This is a genomic window from Bradyrhizobium sp. ma5, from assembly GCF_042258955.1.
GTDB lineage: Bacteria > Pseudomonadota > Alphaproteobacteria > Rhizobiales > Xanthobacteraceae > Bradyrhizobium.
In genome coordinates this window covers 3,699,664-3,720,124 of record NZ_CP170156.1, presented here as the reverse complement: position 1 = coordinate 3,720,124, position 20,461 = coordinate 3,699,664, and the positions used below count along the sequence as shown (strand labels likewise).

Annotated in this window: 13 protein-coding genes; 3 read left to right on the top strand and 10 right to left on the bottom strand. The window is 62.6% G+C overall.

All coding sequences use genetic code 11. The features are described from left to right. Positions 1–294 precede the first annotated feature (294 nt). Positions 295–2,175 carry a sigma-54-dependent Fis family transcriptional regulator gene (locus ACE103_RS16840; RefSeq protein WP_375780347.1) on the top strand — a complete coding sequence of 627 codons (1,881 nt, stop codon included), beginning with the start codon at positions 295–297 and terminating at the stop codon, positions 2,173–2,175. Between the two features lie 98 nt (positions 2,176–2,273). Then, positions 2,274–2,696 carry an SseB family protein gene (locus ACE103_RS16835; RefSeq protein ID WP_223973607.1) on the top strand — a complete coding sequence of 141 codons (423 nt, stop codon included), beginning with the start codon at positions 2,274–2,276 and terminating at the stop codon, positions 2,694–2,696. 517 nt (positions 2,697–3,213) lie between these two features. On the opposite strand, the gene ACE103_RS16830 is transcribed toward ACE103_RS16835, so the two are convergent. From ACE103_RS16830 to ACE103_RS16805, 6 genes are all read right to left on the bottom strand, one after another. After that, positions 3,214–3,732 (bottom strand): DUF3455 domain-containing protein, encoded by a 519-nt coding sequence (locus ACE103_RS16830; protein WP_375780346.1) that lies wholly within the window; start codon positions 3,730–3,732, stop codon positions 3,214–3,216. Between the two features lie 71 nt (positions 3,733–3,803). Further along, entirely contained in the window at positions 3,804–5,258 is a 1,455-nt protein-coding gene (locus tag ACE103_RS16825) for an HlyD family type I secretion periplasmic adaptor subunit (RefSeq protein WP_375780345.1), read from the bottom strand. Further along, on the bottom strand, positions 5,245–7,383 hold the full coding sequence (locus ACE103_RS16820) for a type I secretion system permease/ATPase (RefSeq protein WP_375780344.1): 2,139 nt from the start codon (positions 7,381–7,383) through the stop codon (positions 5,245–5,247). The genes ACE103_RS16825 and ACE103_RS16820 overlap by 14 nt, the downstream gene beginning before the upstream one ends. 25 nt (positions 7,384–7,408) lie before the next feature. Continuing rightward, the gene (locus ACE103_RS16815) at positions 7,409–10,309 is read right to left on the bottom strand and encodes a beta strand repeat-containing protein (protein ID WP_375780343.1); all 2,901 of its coding nucleotides are present in this window, start codon (positions 10,307–10,309) and stop codon (positions 7,409–7,411) included. A 191-nt stretch (positions 10,310–10,500) separates the two neighbouring features. Next, positions 10,501–12,972 (bottom strand): two-component system VirA-like sensor kinase, encoded by a 2,472-nt coding sequence (locus ACE103_RS16810; protein ID WP_375780342.1) that lies wholly within the window; start codon positions 12,970–12,972, stop codon positions 10,501–10,503. Beyond that, positions 12,969–13,952 (bottom strand): cytochrome-c peroxidase, encoded by a 984-nt coding sequence (locus ACE103_RS16805; protein ID WP_375780341.1) that lies wholly within the window; start codon positions 13,950–13,952, stop codon positions 12,969–12,971. Before ACE103_RS16805 ends, ACE103_RS16810 begins: the two co-directional genes overlap by 4 nt. Positions 13,953–13,981: 29 nt before the next feature. On the opposite strand from ACE103_RS16805, the gene ACE103_RS16800 reads away from it, so the two are divergent. Continuing rightward, the gene (locus ACE103_RS16800) at positions 13,982–14,746 is read left to right on the top strand and encodes a response regulator (protein ID WP_375780340.1); all 765 of its coding nucleotides are present in this window, start codon (positions 13,982–13,984) and stop codon (positions 14,744–14,746) included. A 391-nt stretch (positions 14,747–15,137) separates the two neighbouring features. Here the strand turns inward: ACE103_RS16800 and ACE103_RS16795 are convergent, their stop codons facing one another. From ACE103_RS16795 to ACE103_RS16780, 4 genes are all read right to left on the bottom strand, one after another. Continuing rightward, positions 15,138–16,856 (bottom strand): PHA/PHB synthase family protein, encoded by a 1,719-nt coding sequence (locus ACE103_RS16795; RefSeq protein WP_375780339.1) that lies wholly within the window; start codon positions 16,854–16,856, stop codon positions 15,138–15,140. A gap of 164 nt (positions 16,857–17,020) precedes the next feature. Then, the gene (locus ACE103_RS16790; RefSeq protein WP_375780338.1) at positions 17,021–18,397 is read right to left on the bottom strand and encodes a sigma-54-dependent transcriptional regulator; all 1,377 of its coding nucleotides are present in this window, start codon (positions 18,395–18,397) and stop codon (positions 17,021–17,023) included. Then, positions 18,387–20,285, bottom strand: coding sequence for an ATP-binding protein (locus tag ACE103_RS16785; RefSeq protein ID WP_375780337.1), 1,899 nt, complete (start codon positions 20,283–20,285; stop codon positions 18,387–18,389). The genes ACE103_RS16790 and ACE103_RS16785 overlap by 11 nt, the downstream gene beginning before the upstream one ends. Then, positions 20,278–20,445, bottom strand: coding sequence for a hypothetical protein (locus ACE103_RS16780; RefSeq protein ID WP_375780336.1), 168 nt, complete (start codon positions 20,443–20,445; stop codon positions 20,278–20,280). The genes ACE103_RS16785 and ACE103_RS16780 overlap by 8 nt, the downstream gene beginning before the upstream one ends. Positions 20,446–20,461: the final 16 nt, after the last annotated feature.

Below are 20,461 nucleotides of genomic sequence, written 5' to 3'. Positions count from 1 at the left end.
ATGCGATCGCCATCCCGCCGAAGAAGTCAGCAAGGGCTGTGCCAAGCGAACAAAGGCCTGATCTTCCTATCGTTCTTGCGATCGCCGGCGCGCGCGCGCCGATCCGCCTCGGAGCAAGCTTTGCGTGCAACTGTTCCGAGTCGGAACAGTTCGATGAGCGCGATGACGACTGCACCGAAATTTGGATTTTCAACTGCTTGATCTATGATCGTCAAAACTGCGTCGCGCGAACGGCACGAGCCGAGCGACGCAACCAAGAGGAAATCGCCAAGCCGCACTCCGGGAGGAGCCAGAATGCTGACATCCGGCCGACGCATGGACAGTGCTTGGATGACGCTTGAGCGGCGCGGCGCGCTGCCGGCCGAACTTCTGTCCGCCGACATCTACGACAGTTGGATGCGCTGTATTTCGCTAGGACTTGATACCTTGCGTCCTCCGTCTCCCGAACTCGTGAGCAGCGCCGTGCTGCGCCAGGAGCAGCAGCGCTGCTCACTGATCCGCGGCCTGGCGCTCGCGGAAATGCACACCCTGCATCAGCAGATCGCCGGCTCGAACTTCATGATCGCGTTTGCGAACGCCGACGGACTGCTGCTCGACATCATCTCGGATTCGAGTTTCAGCGACACCTCCGACGCCGCCAGTATCCGGCCTGGCACGGTGTGGAGCGAGGCCAGCTGCGGCACCAACGGCCTCGGAACGGCGGCCTATCTCAAGCGGGCTATCGTCGTTCATGGGCGCGAGCACTTCTTCCCGCGCTACAGCAACCTCACATGCATCGCAGCTCCGATCTTCGCGCCCGACGGTGAACTCGCAGGGATCCTGGATGCGTCATCGGACTGCATGTCGCGCCAGGCTCACACCCAGGCGCTGGTGGCGATGGCGGCGACCCAGATCGAGAACGGCCTGTTCCGCGAATATCACCGCGGCAACATCCTGATTGCCTTCCACAACCGCGGCGAATATCTCCACACCCTGAGCGCGGGCCTGCTCGCAGTCGACAACGAGGGCCGCATCCTTGCGGCGAACCGCGCCGCAAGTGTCCTGCTGCATGGCCTGCCCGCGTCGCCGGGGCGGCGCTTCGCCGACGTGTTTCGCACCAAGTTCAGCGTCTTTGTCGATGAAGGGCGGCATAAGGAACGCCAGCGCCTGCAAGACGAGGTCGGCAGCCAGTTTGTCGCAACGATCGAGAATGCGCGTCAGTTCTCGATGATTCAGGCCGTCTCGCGGCCCCGGCCGCCGGCACCCAAGGGCGTCGCAACGCAATTCGTGTCCGCCGATCCCGCGATCGCCTCCGTGGTCCAGCAGGTCGGCATCGCGGCCGTCCGGAAGATGCCGATCCTGATCCGCGGCGAAACCGGCACCGGCAAGGAGCAGCTCGCCCGCCACGCCCATGTCGCCAGCGGCCGCAGCGGCGCCTTCGTTCCGGTCAATTGCGCCGCGCTTCCCGACAGCCTGGTCGAGGCCGAGCTGTTTGGCTATGCCGAGGGTGCGTTCACGGGCGCCAAGAAGGGCGGAGCCACCGGGCTATTCAAGGAGGCGGATGGCGGCACGCTGTTCCTCGATGAGATCGGCGATATGCCGGTCACGTTACAAGCCGTGCTCCTGCGCTTTCTCGACGATTGGACGGTGCGTCCGGTCGGCGGCACCAAACGCCAGGTCGACGTTCTTCTGGTATCGGCCACGAATGCCAATCTCGACGACTCAATCGCCAAAGGCCGATTCCGGTCCGATCTGCTGTTTCGGCTCAATATGCTGGAGGTGACGTTGCCGCCGTTACGCGAGCGCTCCGACTTCGCCGAAATTGCCCGCCACCTGATCCAGCAAATCGACCCCTTGATGGATCTGACCGATGGGGCGATCGAACGTTTGGCCGAGCTGGACTGGGACGGAAACATCCGCGAACTGCGCAATATCCTTTCCCGATTGTCCCTCGCCGAACCGGGCGACTTGATCGACGAGGCCTCGGTCGAGTCGGTTCTCGTGCATTCGGGCGGCGAGCGCCTGGCTGGCAAAGGAACCGGCAGCGGCAATCTCAAGCCCAATTTGCACGAGATACAGCGCTCGCATGTGCTGACGGCCTACGCCGAAACAGGCAACAACATCAGCAAGACCGCGCGCCGCCTCGGCGTTTCGCGCAATACGATCTATCGAGCCCTGCGCGGCAAACAGGATTAGTACAATCGCCGCGAGGGCTCCAGGATGCCGGCGCGATCTGGCTTTAAATGAACGCGATGGCGTCCTGTCCCTCTTCGCGTTCAATTGGGAGAATCGTGATGTTTGAACCGGACAACAGTCTCGAAGCCCTTATGCAAGCCGCGGCACGCGATGCCGGCATTATTCCGGCATTCTATCGCACATTGCTGGAGACCGAACTTTATGTTCTGACGCCGGAAGCACCTATGAAGCCCGGACGGCGCCGTTCGCTGAAGTTTCAAGAAGAGATCAATATTGCAACGGTCGACTTTCAGAATATGAGATGGCTTCCTGCCTTTACCTCGAAGAAGCGAATTTACGACTACATAAAGGAGCCCGAAGTGTGCCTTGGCGCCGCCGCGCGCAATCTATTCGAGATGTTGCCTGACTCCAATTTCTGGCTCAATCCGTTGTCGGAATGCCAAAAGCCGCTGCCGGCTACCGAGATCGCTCTACTGATGAGTGGCAAGATCTTTGACCTATCGATGAAGATCGCGCGATAGGCACAGTGGCGGTCGCAATGATCGTAATGACTACGTTGTCAGGTCACGAACTGCCCCCCGAACATGTGGTTAGGCATCCGGATGATCTCGATTCGCCAGCCGCACCGCGTGGTGCAATCATAGGTGTCACCTACCTCGCAATCACCCTGCGCATCGCCGCTTTCTCAGAGTAGTTTGAATCGCCGCTCCAATTCATCATGAGCAAGCTTAAGCTAGCTCCAGCAATCGATGCCCGATTGGAGCTATCCGGAAAACGGTTCGTCCAACCAAAGACAGTGCAAGAGGCCGTCTTTCACCCTGCTCCGCGACTACGCCGCGCAGCTCACGTTGGCTGTGGTCAGATTTTCTTGATTTCCCGGTGCGCACGACGTGCACACGCCGCCAGCTAGCTGACTGAAAACGTTGAATTCTCGTTCCGATCCATCATGAAAAACTTTGGAGCTGTTTCAAGCCAAGATGCGAAGGGTGGGTCAAAGGACGTCAGCATGCGCCATGAGGTACCGTGGGGCTGATACCATCAACCGCTGTTGCGCAGGAATACGTAGTCCGCCGAATAGGGCGCGCTACGGTAATCCCCGACTCTCTCGCACGAGCCCCGCGCGACCCCGCCCTCGGTGTTGATGCGCTGGACAACGGTCGCGGCCGACAGCACACCGTTACCGCGCCGATCGACCACTTCGAGCTCGAGCGACGGAATGTCGTTCGAGGTCGCGCCGGGCGCGCTGGCGACGACCTTACCCTTCACGGCGCTACCGTCCGTGAGCTCCCAACTCGGTCCGCCGTAATGCCGTCCAATCGACTTTCCGTCCAGCATGAGCGTCGCAATCGGCTCGCGCAATTGCCAAGTCAGCGCGCGAACTCTCGATTGGGATTTCCCGACGTCCAGCTTGCATTCGTAGACCTGCGCGCCCTCGGCATGGAGGGTAGTGATAACGGTCCTGTCGCGCACCGCAATTGCCAACGGCTCTTGCGCCGCCGCCCTGCCGATGAGGGCGGCAAAAGAAACGGCGCTAACGAACGCTGTCGGAATCTTCATCGGTTTTCCTCGACTTGGTTGCAGCTGTAACGTGTGGGCTGACGGCGGCGAAGCCGGAAAGCTCGCCAGGTCTAGCGCTCGCGCAAAACTTCCTGGCGGTAGCGCAGCAATGGCGAAAGCAGATAGCTCAGGACCGTCCGCGATCCCGTCTTGATCTCCACGGTCACCGCCATGCCGGGCGACAGGTTAACGACTCTGTCGTCGATCTGCATTTTTGCGCGATCGAGCGAAATGCGCGCGCTGTAGTTCAGTTCCTGGCCCTTCGGCTCGCTGGTTTCGCTCTGCGTCCCCAGAGTGCGATCGCTGGAGCGATCCTGCTGGCGATCGCGGATCACGGCGTCCTGCGAAACCAAAAGCACCTGACCATGCAGTAGCCCGTAGCGGGTAAAATTGAAGGTATCGATCTTGATCTCGGCTTGCTGTCCGGCATGGACAAAGCCGATGTCGTGATTCGACACCATGGCTTCGATTTCCAGCCGGCTGTCGCTCGGCACGACCACCAGCAGCGACTGCGCCGGCGTAACCACGCCGCCGACGGTGTGGATCGCGAGCTGCTGCACCACGCCGTCGACGGGGGCCGTCAGCTGCTGAAGCCTGGTCCTCTGCTCGGCCTTGATCAGGTCCTGCGCGAGCCCGTTCGCCTTCTGCTCGGACTTGGCCAGTTCGTCGGAAAGCGTATGCCGATACTCCGCCACCGCTTGCCCGCGGGTCTCGCGGATCGCTGCGATCGCCGCCTCGGTCTCATGCAGATGGCTGTTCTGCACGTTGTATTCTTCCTGTTGCTCGACCAGCAGCTGGAGCACCTCGAAATAGCCGAGCTTCGAACCCAGCTCCTTCTCGACCAGCGTCTTACGAATGTCGACGCGCGACTGGATTACCGGAATAATCGTCTCGAGCTTGTGGATTGTCGCCGATGCGGTGGCTTGTTCGGCCTCCTTCTGCGCTTGCTGGCGCAGGAGTGCCGCGATCTTGGCGCGATGCTCGGTCACCTGGTTCAGCAACAACTGACGCTGGGCCGCAACCAGTTCCGGGTCGGCCCCGGCGGGCGGCATGAAGTCGGCAGCGGGATCCTCGCTACCGGTGAGCGCCGCGCGCACGCGCGCGATGTTGAGCCGCTCGGCCAGCAGATCGTTGCGCAAATGATCGCGCTCCGCCGCGTTCACGGTCGGGTCAAGTTCGATCAGCACATCGCCGGCCCTCACCGCCTGCCCGTCCTGTACCCGGATCGACCGCACGACGCCGGTCTCGAACGGCTGCACCACCTTGGTGCCGTCGCCCGGCAGGATTTTTCCGGTCGCCGAAGCCACGATATCGATGGTACCCCACCAGGCCCAGAGCAAGGCCGCGCAAAACATCAGGGCGATGCTGGCCGCGGTCGCCCGGCCGACCGGCGACGGTGGCGTCTCCACGATCTCGAGCGCCGCCGGTAGAAACGCCAGCTCCTCAGTGCTCTTGCGTTGCGCAGGGAGGAACGAGATCACGCGTGGCGCGGATCCGGCGGCAACAGCCGCTTCAGACGACTTCATGGAATCCTCCTTGCAACCGGTGCAGCGACGCGTAGCGGCCGCCGGTCTTGATCAGCGTGTCGTGGCTGCCGTCCTCGACCAGGCGACCGCGATCGAGCGTGACGATGCGGTCCGCCGTGCGGACGGTCGAGAGCCGGTGTGCGATCACCAACACCGTCCGCCCCTTGGCGATGTCCTTCATGTTCTGCTGAACGATGCGTTCGCTCTCGTAGTCCAGCGCGCTGGTCGCCTCGTCGAAGATCAGGATGCGTGGATCGCCCACCAACGCACGCGCAATGGCGATGCGCTGCCGCTGGCCGCCCGAAAGCGTCGAACCGCGCTCGCCGACCACGGTGTCGTAACCCTCGGCAAGCTCGAGGATGAAGTCGTGCGCTCCCGCGAGCCGAGCCGCCGCAACGATGCGTTCCATCGGCATGGTCGGATCGGCGAGCGCAATATTGTCGCGCACCGAACGGTTGAACAGCACGTTCTCCTGCAACACGACGCCGATCTGACGGCGCAGCCAGGCCGGATCGGCCATCGCGAGGTCCATACCGTCCACCAGCACGCGCCCGCGCTCCGGGACATAGAGCCGCTGCACCAGCTTGGCGAACGTGCTCTTGCCCGAGCCCGAGGGCCCGACGATACCGACGGTCTGGCCGGCCGGCACATCGAACGAGACATCGTGCAGCACCTCCTGTCCGTCAACGCGGTAGCGGAACGAGACATGGTCGAACCTGATGTCGCCGCGGATGGCCGGCAGCCGCGCCCGCCCGGCCGAATAGGTCGGCTCGGCGGTGGTGTTGAGGATGTCGCCGAGCCGCGCGATCGACAGCCGCGCCTGATGAAAATCCTGCCAAATCTGCGCCAGGCGCAGCACCGGCGCGCTCACCCTGCCGGCCAGGATGTTGAAGGCGACGAGCTCGCCGACCGAAAGATCGCCGTCGATGACGAGCCTGGCGCCGCAGTACAGGATGCTCGCCGTGACGATCTTGCTGACCAGCTGCACCGTCTGGCTCGCGCTGTTGCCGAGACTGAGGACGCGGAAGCTCGCCGCAACATAGCCGGCCAGTTGCTCTTCCCAGCGGCGCTGCATCTGCGGCTCGACCGCCATCGCCTTGAGCGTCTCGATGCCGGTGACGCTCTCGACCAAAAACGCCTGGTTCTCGGCACCGCGGCGGAATTTCTCGTCGAGCCGTCGCCGGAACAGCGGCGTCGCTCCTGCCGATATCACGATGTAGAAGGGAAACGAGCCGATCACGATCCACGTCAGCAGCGGTGAATAGAAGAACATCACGCCCAAGAAGACGAACGTGAAGAACAGGTCGATCAGCAGGGTCAGCGCTGAGCTGGTGAGAAAATTGCGGATGTTCTCCAGCTCGCGCACCCGCGCCACCGAATCCCCGACGCGACGGGCCTGGAAATAGGCCATCGGCAAAGCCAGCAAATGGTGAAACAGGCGCGCGCCGAGTTCGACGTCGATCCGATTAGTGGTGTGGGAAAACAGATAGGTGCGGAGGATTCCGAGCACGGTCTCAAAGACCGAGATCGTCACTAGTCCGAGAACCAGGACATCGAGGGTGGTCAGCGACCGGTGCACCAGCACCTTGTCGATCACCACCTGGTAGAACAGCGGCGAAACCAGGCCGAACAGTTGCAGGAAGAACGATGCGACCAGCACCTCGCCCAGCAGATGACGATATTTGTGAATCGCGCCCATGAACCAGACGATGTCGAAGCGGCGGGTGATGTCCGACAGACCGGCGCGGCGGGTCATCAGGATCAATTGACCATCCCAAATCGAAACCAGCTCGTCCCGCGTCATGAGCGCGGGCCGCGCCGCCGGCGCCTGCACCAGAACCTTGCCCTCGGCGGCCTTGGCAACCACCATGAATCCACCGTCGCGCAGCGCCGCGATGGCGGGCAAGGGCGTGCTGCCAAGCCTGGACCAGTCGGTCCGGCAAGCCCGTGCCTTGAGCCCGAGGCCTTTGGCGCACCGGATCATCTCCGCTGCGCCGATCTTATCCGTGCCCAGCCGATGCGCGATCTGTCCGGCATCGGCCGCAACCCCCTGGAGATGCAGCAGCGTCACGAGGGCTTCGAGACCTTGGTCAACGGGTCTCGTGCTGTTGGTTTCGTTGCTCATGTATGCTCTCCAGGGTGATGTTGCGTCAGGCTGCGTGCGGCTGCGCCAGCAGCGGTTGCTGGCCGGGCGCAGGATCGGCAAGCGGGCCGCCACCGAAACCAACACCCGTCGAGACCAGACTCGAGGCCATGAACTGGCCCAGCAGGGCAGCACCCGCCACAGGCTGAGTGTTACTCCCGGCGCCGCCGGGATTCGCCACCGCGTGGAACACGAAGTTGTTGCCGGTGCCACCGTCGAGGACGTCGGTACCGCCATTGCCAATCAGGGTGTCATCGCCTGCGCCGCCGCTCAGAGTGTCGTTGCCGCGGCTGCCGATAAGGATGTCGTTGCCGTCGCCGCCATTGGCGATGAACTGCATCGCCCCTCCGAGCCCGAAGGCGTTGATGACGTCATCGCCACCGAGGCCGTTGATCACGATGCGATCGTTGGCCTCGAAGCCGGTGATCGTGACGTCGGTGGCCAGGCCCGACACCGTGATCACGCCGTTGTTGTCGTTGATCGAGATCGCGTCGTCGCCATTGGTGGCGTTGATCACCACTGTGTCGACCTGACCATCGCCCTGTCCGCTACCGACAGGCGCTGACAAGTCGATCGCAACACGCTTCACGTCGGTCTTGGACAGATCATTGACCGTGATCGTGTCGGCGCCGCCCAACGCGTTGACATCGATCGTCTCGATGCTCTTCAGGTTCATGCTGACGGCGCCGACGTCACGGTTGAGGGTCGCCCCCTTGCCGTTCGCCGAGATGTCGATGTTCTCGTTGACGTTGGCACCATTGAACAACAGGGTGTCGTTGCCTGCCCCGCCGTCGACCGTGTCGCTGCCGTCGCCGGGGTTCCAGACGAAGGTGTCGTCGCCCGCCCCCATCGATGCCACGTCGTTGCCGCGGCCACCGATGACAAGGTCGTTGCCCGCGCTGCCGAAGATGGTGTCATTGCCATCGCCGCCGTTGAGCGTGAGGTTGACCTGGCCGGCGCGAACCGCCGAAGCATTGATGATGTCGTTTCCAGCACCGCCGTTGACGACAACCGAGTCGATGCCGGCATCGACGCCACTGACCGTGACCTGCGCTGCCAATCCGTTGACGACCACCGACGAGCCGTTGCTGCCGACACTGATGCGGTCATCGCCTACCGTGCCATTGACATTCACGGTGTCCGCCACGCCGTCACCCTGACCGCTGCCCGGCGTCGCCGACAGATCGATCGCGATCTGCTTTGCGTCGGTTCCGGAGAGATCATTGACTGTGACGGTGTCGGCACCGCCGAGGGTCGCGAGCTGGATGCGCTCGATACCGCCGAGGTCCATGGTCACATTGCCGACATCGCGGAACAGCCGCACCCGCGAGCCATTGGCCGAGATGTCGATGTTCTCGGCGACATTGGCGCCGTTGAACACCAGGGTATCGGTGCCTGCCCCGCCTTCGACCGTGTCGCTGCCGTCGCCCGGATTCCAGACGAAGGTATCGTTGCCGTTGCCGAGCAGCGCGGTATCGTTGCCGCGACCGCCAACGACGGTGTCGTTGCCGTCGCCTCCGATCAGGATGTCGTTTCCGGCGCTGCCGGTGATGGTGTCGTTGCCGGCACCGCCGTCGATGGTGAGCCCGATCACCCCGGCAGCAAGGCCGGCAGCGGTGATGACGTCGTTGCCGGCGCCGCCCTCGACGGTGAGTTGGTCGTTGGCTCCCTCGGCGCCGGCAAGGGTCACCGCTGCGGGCAGGCCGGTGACGGTGACCGAGCCCGCCGCTCCCGCCACCTGAATGTTGTCGCTGCCGTTGGTGCCGTTGACGGTCACGCTATCGGCCGCGCCGTCGCCCGCACCGCTGCCGGGTTGGCTCTCTAGGTCGATCGCGACCTGCGTGACGCCGGTACCGGTGAGGTCGCCGACATTAACGGTGTCGGCACCGCCGAACGCGTTGAAATCGATTTTCTCGATTCCGTTGAGATCCATCGTGATGTTGGCGACATCGCGGCTGAACCTCACCCGGCCGTGGTTGGCCGTGATACTGACGTTCTCGCTGACGTTGGCGCCGTTGAACACCAGCGTATCGGTGCCGTCCTGACCTTCGACCGTGTCGCTGCCGTCGCCCGGGTTCCAGATGAAGGTGTCGTCGCCGGTGCCGCCGAGCAGGGTGTCGTTGCCGCGGCCGCCGGTGATGATGTCATTGCCGGCGCCGCCGATCAGCATATCGTTGCCGTCGCCGCCGGTGATGGTGTCGTTGCCGTCGCCGCCGTCGACGGTGATGTTGATCAGGTTCGCGAGACCGTTGCTGGCGGTGAAGACGTCGTCGCCGCCGTTCATGTTGAGCACGAAGTTCTCGGTGGTGCCGATGTCGAGCGAGAACGGCGCCGGGCTGATCCTGTCGAAGCGCACGCGGCTGCCGTTGGCCGTGAGCGTGAAGACTTCGGCCCCGTTGCCGCCGTTTACCTCGGCGGTATCGATGCCGTCGCCGCCTTCCATCAGGTCGGTCCCCTCACCCGGGTTCCAGATCATGAGGTCGTTGCCGGCCCCGCCGAACATCTGGTCGTTGCCGGTGCCGCCGATAAGGGTGTCGTTGCCGTCACCGCCAAACAGGAGATCGGCGCCACCCTTGCCCTGCAGGATGTCGTTGCCGGCGCCACCGAACAGCTGATCGTTGCCCGAGCCGCCGATGAGGGTGTCGTTGCCTGCACCGCCGAACAGCTGCACGGCCGGCATTGCGCCGTTGCTCTCGTCGACCGCGATCGTGTCGTTGCCGGCCTGGCCGAACACCTGGATCGTGGCGGTGTTGGCAACCGTCGGCCGGCCGCCGAGGATGGTCACGGCGCCGCCGTTAATGAGAATGTTGCCGGCCGCATCGCGGCTGGCGACGATGGAGTTATCGAGGGAGTCGTCGAACACCGTCAGCACGCCGGAGCCTGCCGAAAAACTGGCTGTGATTGCCATTGTAGCGGTCCTTTCGAGGATTGATGAATCAGCGCGAACGCTCATTCCTGGGGTGGGTGGTTTCTTTGGTGCCAACGCCCGATCTGGTAGCCATTGTCACCTCCGTAATCTTGACGCGCGTATGCACGGCTGCGGGCCACCAGAAATGGCGGCGCTGCGCTACGGAAGTATTTCAGGCAACGGTATTCGTGTTACGGCTGTAACTTGGCCGGCGTTCGCAGGCAGCGGTCCAATGCCGCAGCAAGTTCGGTGTTATCCAGCGGCCAGTGCAGCACCTCGGAGATGCCGGCGTCCGTCAGCAAATCGACGCTGACATCGGCGGCAGTCGCGACGGCAAGCAACACAGGCTGCAACGGCGACACAGCGTGCAGGGCTCGCGCCAATTCCACCCCGCCCTGGGGCCGTGAGGCGTGACCGACCAGGATGATATCGAATCGAGCAGAGTCAGAACGGCATGCAGCAAGGGCATCAGCCGCAACCTCAAATCCGACCGGCTCGTATCCCAGCGCCGCCAGCTTCTCTTCATCGCGTAGCAAGCGTTCTCGCTCGCTTTCGACGATCAGCACCGTCTCGCCGCGTCCGAGCGGAAGCGCCGGCAATCCGTCAGCCGCGATGGAAGCCGCCGCCACAGCGGGCAGCCAAACTTCGAACCGGCTACCACAGCCAGGTTCGCTCTGAACGTTGATGGCTCCATCATGATCGCGGACGATCTCGCGAACCGTTGCAAGACCAAGGCCAGTTCCTGCCACGCGCGTCGTGAAGAACGGCTCGAACATCCGCCGCGCCACGCGTTCATCGATTCCGCTCCCATTGTCGCTGACGGAGAGGCACACATAGTGACCCGGCGAGAGCCCCCCGTCGCTCATCTCCACGAAAGCGGCCGTCTGTTCCTGCTTCACAGCCACGCGGACCGAACCGCCATCGTTCGTCGCTTGCGCTGCGTTGGTGCAGAGATTGAGGATGACCTGCTGGAGCTGCGCCGGCTCGCCGGACACGGCGACGTCGGCCGGAACATCTTCGAAGACAAGCTCTACATCCGGCCGCAACGAGGCACGCAACAACGAGCCCGCTTCGTTGAGCAAAGTGCGCACCTGAACTGGACGCGCACGCCCGTCGGTCCGCCGGCCGAAGGTGAGGATATTGTCGACGAGGTCGCGACCGCGCTCGGCGGCCCGGCGAATCTCGTCGATGTGCTGTGCCGGCTTGGAGCCGCGGGTGATTTGCGGCTCCGCCATCTCAGAATAGCCAAGAATGGCGCCGATGATATTGTTGAAGTTATGAGCGATCCCGCTGGCCAGCGATCCTATCATCTGCATGCGACGTGCCCGCTCCAGCCGCATGGCAAGCTTGGTCCTTTCGCGTTCCAGAAATTCGCGCTCCAGCGCATTAGCTACGGCGTCACCGGCAAGCCTCGCGAGCGGGATCGGGGAGATCTTGTTCCGTATCGGGCGGAAACGGTCAAAACCCATGATGCCCTGGACCCGACCAGGCCGAATCAGCGGCAAACAGGCCCACGCGCGCACGCCCGTTCCCGCCAATGCATCCCTGATAGTGCCGGGCGGCAATGCGCTCGCGTCGGCAATGGTGATCCCGTCCCCTGCGCCGAGTTGATCGGCTACTGCCAATGCCCGTCGAGGCCAACCTGGCGGAAACGTCACTCCATCCTTCGACCATGCGTGGACCCGGACCGGCCTCTCGTCCAAAACCACATACGCGCGATCCGCGTCGATCATCCGACCGAATTCGCCCAGCACCTGCTTCAATCGCATCCCGGTTTCGGTCGGCGCGCAATTGATCAGACGCGTCGAATTCTCGGCAATGACATGTTCGAATGCTGCCCGCCGACGCAACGCCACCGCCCGAGCTCGCAGCCGAAGGCCGAAAATGACGAGCACGACCAGCAACAGCAGAGAGACAATGTAGAGCAGCAGCCGATAACGCTGCTCACTGGATTCGACCACGGACCGATGGCGGGAAAACAGTTCGCGGGTCTCCTGCAGGGCATGCGTGCTGGCCGCGGCGATGAAGGTCTTCAACGTTTCATCGCCCGCCGGGATCTGCTCATGGAGCAGCCGCGCATGCGCCAGCATCGCGCGCGCTGCTTCCGCCTCCGGTCCAGCAGTGGGCGCTTGCTGCGCAAACTGGTCGATTCTTTCCTGAAGCGCCCGCAGCGCGTCGGCTGAGGTGTCGCGCGACAAATGAAGGATCGCAGCCGCCAATGCGCCCGTTGCCGGCGCGAGTTGCGCGTCGTGGGCAAGGAATGCTGGGCTCGTGCTGAGCAGGCCTACATAGGAAAGCGAATTCTGCAGCAACGCGTTGCTTGTCTTGAAACGTTCCAGCAGATCTTCCTGCTCGACAACCGTCGCTGCCAGTTGGTCAATCGGCTTCGGATCGAGACCTTCGGCCCGTGCTTGAGACCCGAGTCGATTGACCGCGTCCTCCATCGCCCGCGCGGCAGCGTTGAACGTATCGTAGTCACGAAGCAGGCCTGCCCTCGCCTGAAGTACGTCGCGGTGCAGCGAGGCCTCCGCAAGCGCATATTCGTCGAGTGTCTGGAGCGTCACCGCATAGGTGGACGCGTTGGTATCTATGCCGCGCACCAACAGCCAGGTGAGCAGCGCGAGCAGAAATGAAACCCCGAGAATAAACGGCAGGTTCCTCATGGGATCGGCGAGTCAGTATGTGGCGTGGCGGAGGCCGGTCTTACGGCTCGACCTCGATATGTCCCGGTCAGCGTGTTGAGGAAGGCGACGATGGCGGCTGTTTGCTGATCGGTTAAAACGCGGTCGAGTTGGGCGACGCCCATCGCTTTGACCGCATCCGGCAACGTGGCCGCGCTGCCATCATGGAAGTACGGCGCTGTCGTCGCCACATTTCGCAAGCTCGGCACGCGAACTAATTCCGGCTCCGGCGAGCCCAATGGATGGAAGATGCCGTGCCGTTGAAAGAGATTGCCGCCCACGTTGACACCCTGATGGCAGGCGATACAGCCGAGCGATTTGAAAACTTGATAACCCGACAACTCGTCCGGCGTCATCGCGTGGGTTTCCCCGTCAAGCCATCGGTCGAAGCGGCTATCTGGTGTGACTAACGTCCGCTCGTATGTCGCGATCGCATCCAGCATGGTGGCGACATCAGGCTCCCTTCCATAGGCATTACGAAACTGCCCCACGATTTCGGAATCGGCACGCAGTTTGCCGAGCGCTTCGTCAGGGCTCGACGCCATGATCGCTGGATTGCGAAGACTGCCGTCGATTCCGTCCTCCAACGAGCGGAAATTACCTTCCCAGTTGAGGCGGAAGTTCAGACTCGCATTGAAGACCGTTGGCGTATTGAGGGCGATCGGCTGGCCCTCACGCGTATCGTGGATACTGGCGCTGGCACCATTGGTTGCTATATCGTGGCAGGATAAACAGCTGTGTGTGTTATCGTGAGACAGACGCCGGTCGCCGAACAATCGCTCTCCGAGCAGCACACGCTGCGGGTCCTGGGCGCGTGGCACGGGAATTGGCGTGATCGGCTCTCGGTCGGCGCGCACCTCAAAGCCCGGCGATTGAGCGTCTGCCGTCGAGAACGCAGTGAGACAAACAAGCGCCAGCAGTAGACACGCGACACCGCAGCCGGCCTCGGCCGCCGTCGTCACCGACGGCGCCGTTGAAGGGATTGGACACAATGAGCGGCTCATCACTAAATGACCCGGGTCCTCGCGGAAGCGTTGATCGCCAAGTGTGTATCCTCGTCGTGGAAGATGATCCTGCCTTGCAGCGCATGATCCTAAACTATTTCGCAGAGAACAACATCCGGACGTTGGGAGCAAATAATCGGCAGGAAATGATCGGTCGGCTTGGCAGTGCCGAGGTCAATCTGGTGATCCTCGATCTCCGGCTTGGATTGGAAGACGGACTGGATCTTCTGCGGGAAATCCGCTTGAGCTCCGAAGTACCCGTGATCATCATCACGGGTCACCGCCGCGACGACATCGATCGAGTGGTCGGTCTCGAACTTGGCGCCGACGATTATCTGACGAAGCCATTCAACCTGCGCGAATTGCTCGCGCGTGTTCGCGCGATCTTGCGCCGGTTCGATGCCGGAAGGGCCGCGCAAGCGCGCGATCCAGAGCGAGGCCGATTTCGATTTTCTGGCTGGCAGCTCGACCGCAGGATCCGGCAGCTTATCGACCCGGCCGGTGCCGCCGTCGCATTGACCAAGGGCGAGTACGCGATGCTCCTGGCCTTTCTCGAAGCGCCACAACGTCCGCTTAGCCGCGAGCACCTGTTGCAGGCGACCCGCGTTCACGAAGATGTCTTCGACCGCAGCATTGATGTGCAGATTCTCCGCCTTCGACGCAAGCTCGAGCGCGACCCAAGCGCGCCGCGCGTCATTCAGACCGAACGCGGCGTTGGATATGTATTCGCCGTTCCCGTAGAGCGGGTCTGACGAGGCAATTGGCGACCGCCCCGGAACTTCACTCGCGGAAACTCATGTGATTTGCTTGGATTTTCTTTGATGTCTCGGTGCACACGTCGCCTTCTAACTATTTGAAAAACTTGAACCCTCGCTCCAATCCATCATGGGAGCTACGGAGAATTTCCATTTATTGTCAGTCACTTAATTCTCTTTTTTGACCCAACAGATCATCGGTGACACCGACCTTAGATATTGGTCCCGTTGATTTTCTTCAGCTCGTTTTTGGCTGGTCTGATCTTCATAACAGACGTTGCTACAAATTTGCCACGCATCCGTCAGGCGAAGGCCTGCAACGTATGGCGGACAGCTATAGTGAACCAACTACCTCTAAGCAGGCTTTCGCTACGCTCGACAGATGCTGTCAGCTCGCCTTCGCCTTGACGTATCGCCCGGGCGCAGCTTCACCCGGAGGAAACTGGTTGCTGCCGAGTTGCGTACGGGCGGGCACCTTGTCTTTAGCCCACGGCTTGAGCCAAGCAATCCAGTCGTTCCACCAGCTGCCCGGCTGTTCGTCCGCACCCGCGAGCCATGCCGCCGGATCGTCGCATCGCTCGTCCGACAGCCAATAGCTCCGCTTGTTCTTCGACGCGGGGTTGATCACACCGGCAATATGCCCGCTCGCGCCGAGCACGAAGCGGGTGTTGCCGCTGAATAGCCCCGTGGTGCGATAGGCCGATCGCCACGGCACGATGTGATCTTCAACGGTCGCCAGGACATAGGCAGGCAGGTCAACCCGCCCCAGATCGACGGGCGTGCCGCACATCGTCAACCGGTTCGGCTCCCGAAGATTGTTCTCCAGGTACATGTTCCTGATGTACCAGCAATACATCGGCCCCGGCAGGTTGGTGACGTCGGCGTTCCAAAACAGCAGATCGAAACGCTCCGGTGATTTTCCCTTGAGATAGTTATTGATCACGTTCGGCCAGATGAGCTCCTTGGAACGCAGGGTCTGGAACACGAACCCGAGCTCCGAGCCGCGGTAGATGCCGCCATTGCCGATCGTCTGCTCGCGTTGTCTCACGCCCTCCTCGTCCACGAACACGCCGAGGTCGCCCGGTTCGCGGAAGTCGAGCATCGTCGTCAGCAATGTCACGCTGGCGACCGTCTCGTCCCCGCGTGTCCGCAGGATCGCCAGCGCAGACGACAGGATGGTTCCCCCGACGCACCAGCCGACGACGTTGACCTTGTCGGCGCCCGAGATCGACCGGGCGACCTCGATGGCACGCATCGCGCCCCGCTCGACGTAATCGTCCCACCCAAAGTGCCCGCACGAAGCGTCGGGATTACGCCAGGAGACCATGAAAACGGTCAAGCCGTGCTCGACCGCAAAGCGGACGAAGGAATTGGCCGGCTGAAGGTCGAGAATGTAGAACTTGTTGATGCAGGGCGGCACGATCAGCAGCGGCCGGGCCGTCGCCTGCTCGGTCACCGGTTCATACTGAATGAGTTGAAACAGCTCGTTTTCGAAGACGACCGCGCCCCTGGATGTGGCGACATCCTTGCCGACCTCGAACGCCTCCTCGTCCGTGATCGTCAGACTGCCCCTGCCCAGATCGGCCATCCAATTGTCCAGGCCTGCCTTGAGGCTCCGACCTTCGCTATCCGCCGCAAGCTTGATGACATCAGGGTTGGAAGCGACGAAATTGGTCGGGCTCATCGCCTCGACAAGCTGACGCGTGAAGAAGCGCAGGCGATGCTTTTCCTTCTCATCGAGATCAAGCGCTTCGACGAAGTCGACGCAATAGCGCGCGTTCAGCAGATAGCATTGCTTGAGCAGGCTGTAGGCCGCATTGTCCCGCCACTCCGCCGCGTTGAACCTGCGATCACCGCGCGCCGGCTCGATGCCTCCTTCGCCCTGCGCGCCGGTCGCCGATTTGATGACGTGCTCGGTGAGCTGGTACAACCGCCTCAGATGGTCCGCCTGCAATTCGGCGAGGCGTCCCGACGCGTTCAGGGCCGAGCCGAGGCTCGCCCCGTCACGATCGCCATTCGGCGCCCACCCGAGCGAGCGCCACAGGCTTTCCCCCGCCTTCATGAAGCCCTCGACAAACTCATCAGGCATGTTGAATGGCCGATTCATGACGTCCCTCGCTTGGCAAGATTGATTGGCTTGATCGCTTCCGGTTTCAGGCCGCTTCTACATGGCGCCCTTTGCCCTCGCATGCACCAGAGCTTGCTGTCTCGTCGCCCGCGCGGAACGGCTGTCAGCCTGTCTCAACGCGTCACCATCGCCCGCCGCGGTCTTCAGGACGCGGAGCGGATAGTTGCGCCCTCCCTGATACCGTCGACGTTGACGGAGAGGCGCTTGATCTTGTCGTAGAGCGTCTGCTTCGGAATGCTCAGCAGCGCAGCCGTCGCCTGGACGTCGCCTTGCTTGCGTCGCAGCGCATCCTCGATGATCGACCGCTCGATATTTTCCAACTGCCGCGGCAACGACATGTCCGACGTCCCGAGGCCGGACTTGTTGATCGCCTTGCCGTCGAGGACACCAAGCACGAAACGGTCGGCGACATTGCGGAGCTCCCGCACGTTGCCCGGCCACGAATAGGCCAGCAGGTAAGACATGGTCTGCTCGTCCAGGATCGGGGCATCACGCTCGAACCGCCTGGCTGCGTCGAGGGTGAATTGCTCGAACAGCAGCGGGATATCCTCCCGTCGCTCGCGCAGCGGCGGCAATTCGATGAATGCGACGCCGAGGCGGTAGTAGAGATCGGCACGAAACAGCCGCTTCTCACTCAGTTCGAGCAGGTTCACCTTGCTTGCGGCCACGACACGGCAATCCACTGCGATCGGCTTGTTGGTGCCGACGCGCTCGATCGAACGATCCTGCAGCGATCTCAGCAACTTGACCTGGACGCTCAGCGGCATGCTCTCGATCTCGTCGAGGAACAAGGTTCCGCCATTGGCGTATTCGATCTTGCCGATCCGCTGACGCGTAGCGCCGGTGAACGCGCCAACCTCGTGGCCGAACAGTTCGCTCTCGACCAGCGACTCCGGAAGGCCGCCGCAGTTCACAGCGACATAGTTGCCACCGCGGCGACCGCTATGACTGTGCAGACAGCGCGCCACGACATCCTTGCCGGTCCCGGTTTCGCCGTAGATCGTGACGTCGACATTGGTCGCAGCCAAAGTGGAGACGAGCCGGCGCACTTCCTGGATCTGCGGCGACCGGCCCAGCAGGCTCGCTTCGATTGCCTGACGGTCCGCCAACGCCGATCGCAACGAGCGGACTTCCAGGGTCAACCGCCGCTTCTCGGCCGCCCTGCGCACCACCGAGATCAGTAGCTCCGAAGAGCACGGCTTCTCGATGAAGTCGTAAGCGCCGTTCCTCATGGCTTGCACGGCCATTGAAATGTCGCCGTGACCGGTGATCAAGATCACCGGCAGATCCTGATCCAGCCGACGCAGATCGGACAGCCACTCAAGGCCGCTCTTGCCGCGCAGCCGTACGTCGCAGACGACGACGAAGGGCATGTCGGAACGCACGGAGCCGTTGGCGGTCTCGACCGAGGCAAACCCCGAAACCGAAAATCCCGCAAGCTCCAGGGCCTGGACACCGCCGATCCGGACATCGTCATCGTCCTCGACATAGATCACGCCGATCGATTGGTCATCGCCCATGCGAAGCCGCCTCTGCTAGTTCAGCCAATGGAAGGATCACGACAAATTCGGCACCATCAGGCATCAGGTTTCGCGCATGCAGCTCGCCGCCAAAGGAGCGCGCAATGTGGTTGGAGAGCATCAGGCCAAGGCCGAGTCCCTTGCCCGCGGGCTTGGTCGTCACGAACGGCTCGAACATGCGCTGCAGAACGTCGGGCGCGATCGCGGGGCCGCTGTTGCTGATCGCGATGCGGCAGCGGGCGGTCTGAGCCTTTTCCCTGTTCGCCCGGATCAGGATCGACTTCCGTTCCGCGCTCTCCACGGCATCCAGCGCGTTGGCCACGATGTTGCACAGCAGCTGCTCCAGCCGGGTCTGGTCGGCAACGACGCAGAGCTTTGCATCAACGTCGGTCACGACCGCCACGCCGCCTTCCTTGACGCGCCCGGCAAGTATCTTGAGCGATTCGGCCACAGCCTGTTCGACGGACACCGCGTCGAGCGGGCTGCTCGACTTGTACGCGAAGACCCGCAGCTGGCTGGTCAAGCGCCCGAGCCGCCGCACCAGCTCGCCAATTCGGGTGAGATTTCCACGCGCATCGCCGATCGACCCGCGGTCGACGAGCAGGACCGCATTGTCGGCAGCAGTCTGCAGGGCGGCCAGCGGCTGGTTCAGCTCATGGACGATGCCGGCCGACATCTGACCGAGAGCGGCGAGCTTGCCGGCATGAACGAGCTCATCCTGGGTCGCCCGCAACTCAGCGGTTCGTTCCTGCACCCTGGTCTCGAGCATGTCGTTCGCCGTCTGTAACGCGGCCTGGCTGGCCAAGCGCTGCTTGATCTCCCTGCGGCGCTGCTCGACCAGACCAAGCGCCAGCAGCGCAACGACGGCGGCGAGGCCCGATATGACCCCGATGATGAGCGCAATCTGCCGTGTGGGCGCCTCGTCGTCGAGAAGGACGAGCTTCCACAGACCGCGGTTGATCGAGAGCTCGCTGACTGTGTAGGCGGTTCCGTTCTCCGCGATGATCCGCGAGGTACCGCTCTCGGACCGGGTGACGAAGCGCCATCCGAGCGGCGCCAGGTCGTGGTTTCCGTACGGTTTGGATCGCGCAATGTCGTCGCGTGTTTGAACCGACAGCGGAGCCATCGGGCGGTAACGCCACTCGTCGCGGGAGGCAAGTATCGTCACCTGACGTTCATCAAGAAGAAGAATATCGTTCTCTGTGCTGCGCCACGCACGCTCGAACGAATCCAGATTGACCTTGACGGTGGCGACCCCCTTCGTCGTTCCATCGTCCTTCAGGGCATAGGACAGATAGTAGCCGGCGCGCGCGGTCGTGATGCCGACACCGAAGAACGCCCCTCGGCCGCTCGCGAGCGCTTCGATCATATAGGGGCGATACGACAGGTTTTCGCCGAGGGGAGTTCCGGGCTGGTCGAAATCGGCCGCAGCCAGCGTCGCGCCGGAGACGCCCAGCACATAGAGATTGTCGGCCCCGGCAAGCAAATTGATCGACTTCAGATAAAGGCTGACGCTTTGCTGCAGTGCAAGATCATTGGGAGATCCGAGCAGCCGAAACACATTCGGCGACGTCTCGAGCAGGGATGGGAGATACTCAAATCTCGAAAGATAGCCGTCGAGCCGGGCCGCCTCGACGGCCAGCCGCTGCTCGGCCGCAGCGTGCAAATGGTCGAGTCCCCGGCGGAACGTCACTGCGTATCCAAGCCACGACGCGGCGGCAACCAGCGCAAGGGCAAATGCACCGCGAACGAGCCAGCGCGTGGGAACAGACGCCAGCGAACCGACTTTGGCAGGCCCCTTGACGTTCGCCAGGGATGGAAGCTCCGTCATCTCGTGAACCAGCACAAACCGGGGAGCGCCGGCCACTGCGGACGACCACTCAGGCATGGCCCAACTCTATGGTCTTGCCTCGGAATAGGCGATAGGAAAATCCGGTGCAGGCGATGATGACCGGCAGCATCACGCACACCCGGATCAGGATGACCTTGAGTGTCTCGGGGCTGCTGGCGGCCTGGCAGACGGTGTGCCGGTCGATCACGACATTCATCTCCGCCGCACCTGCC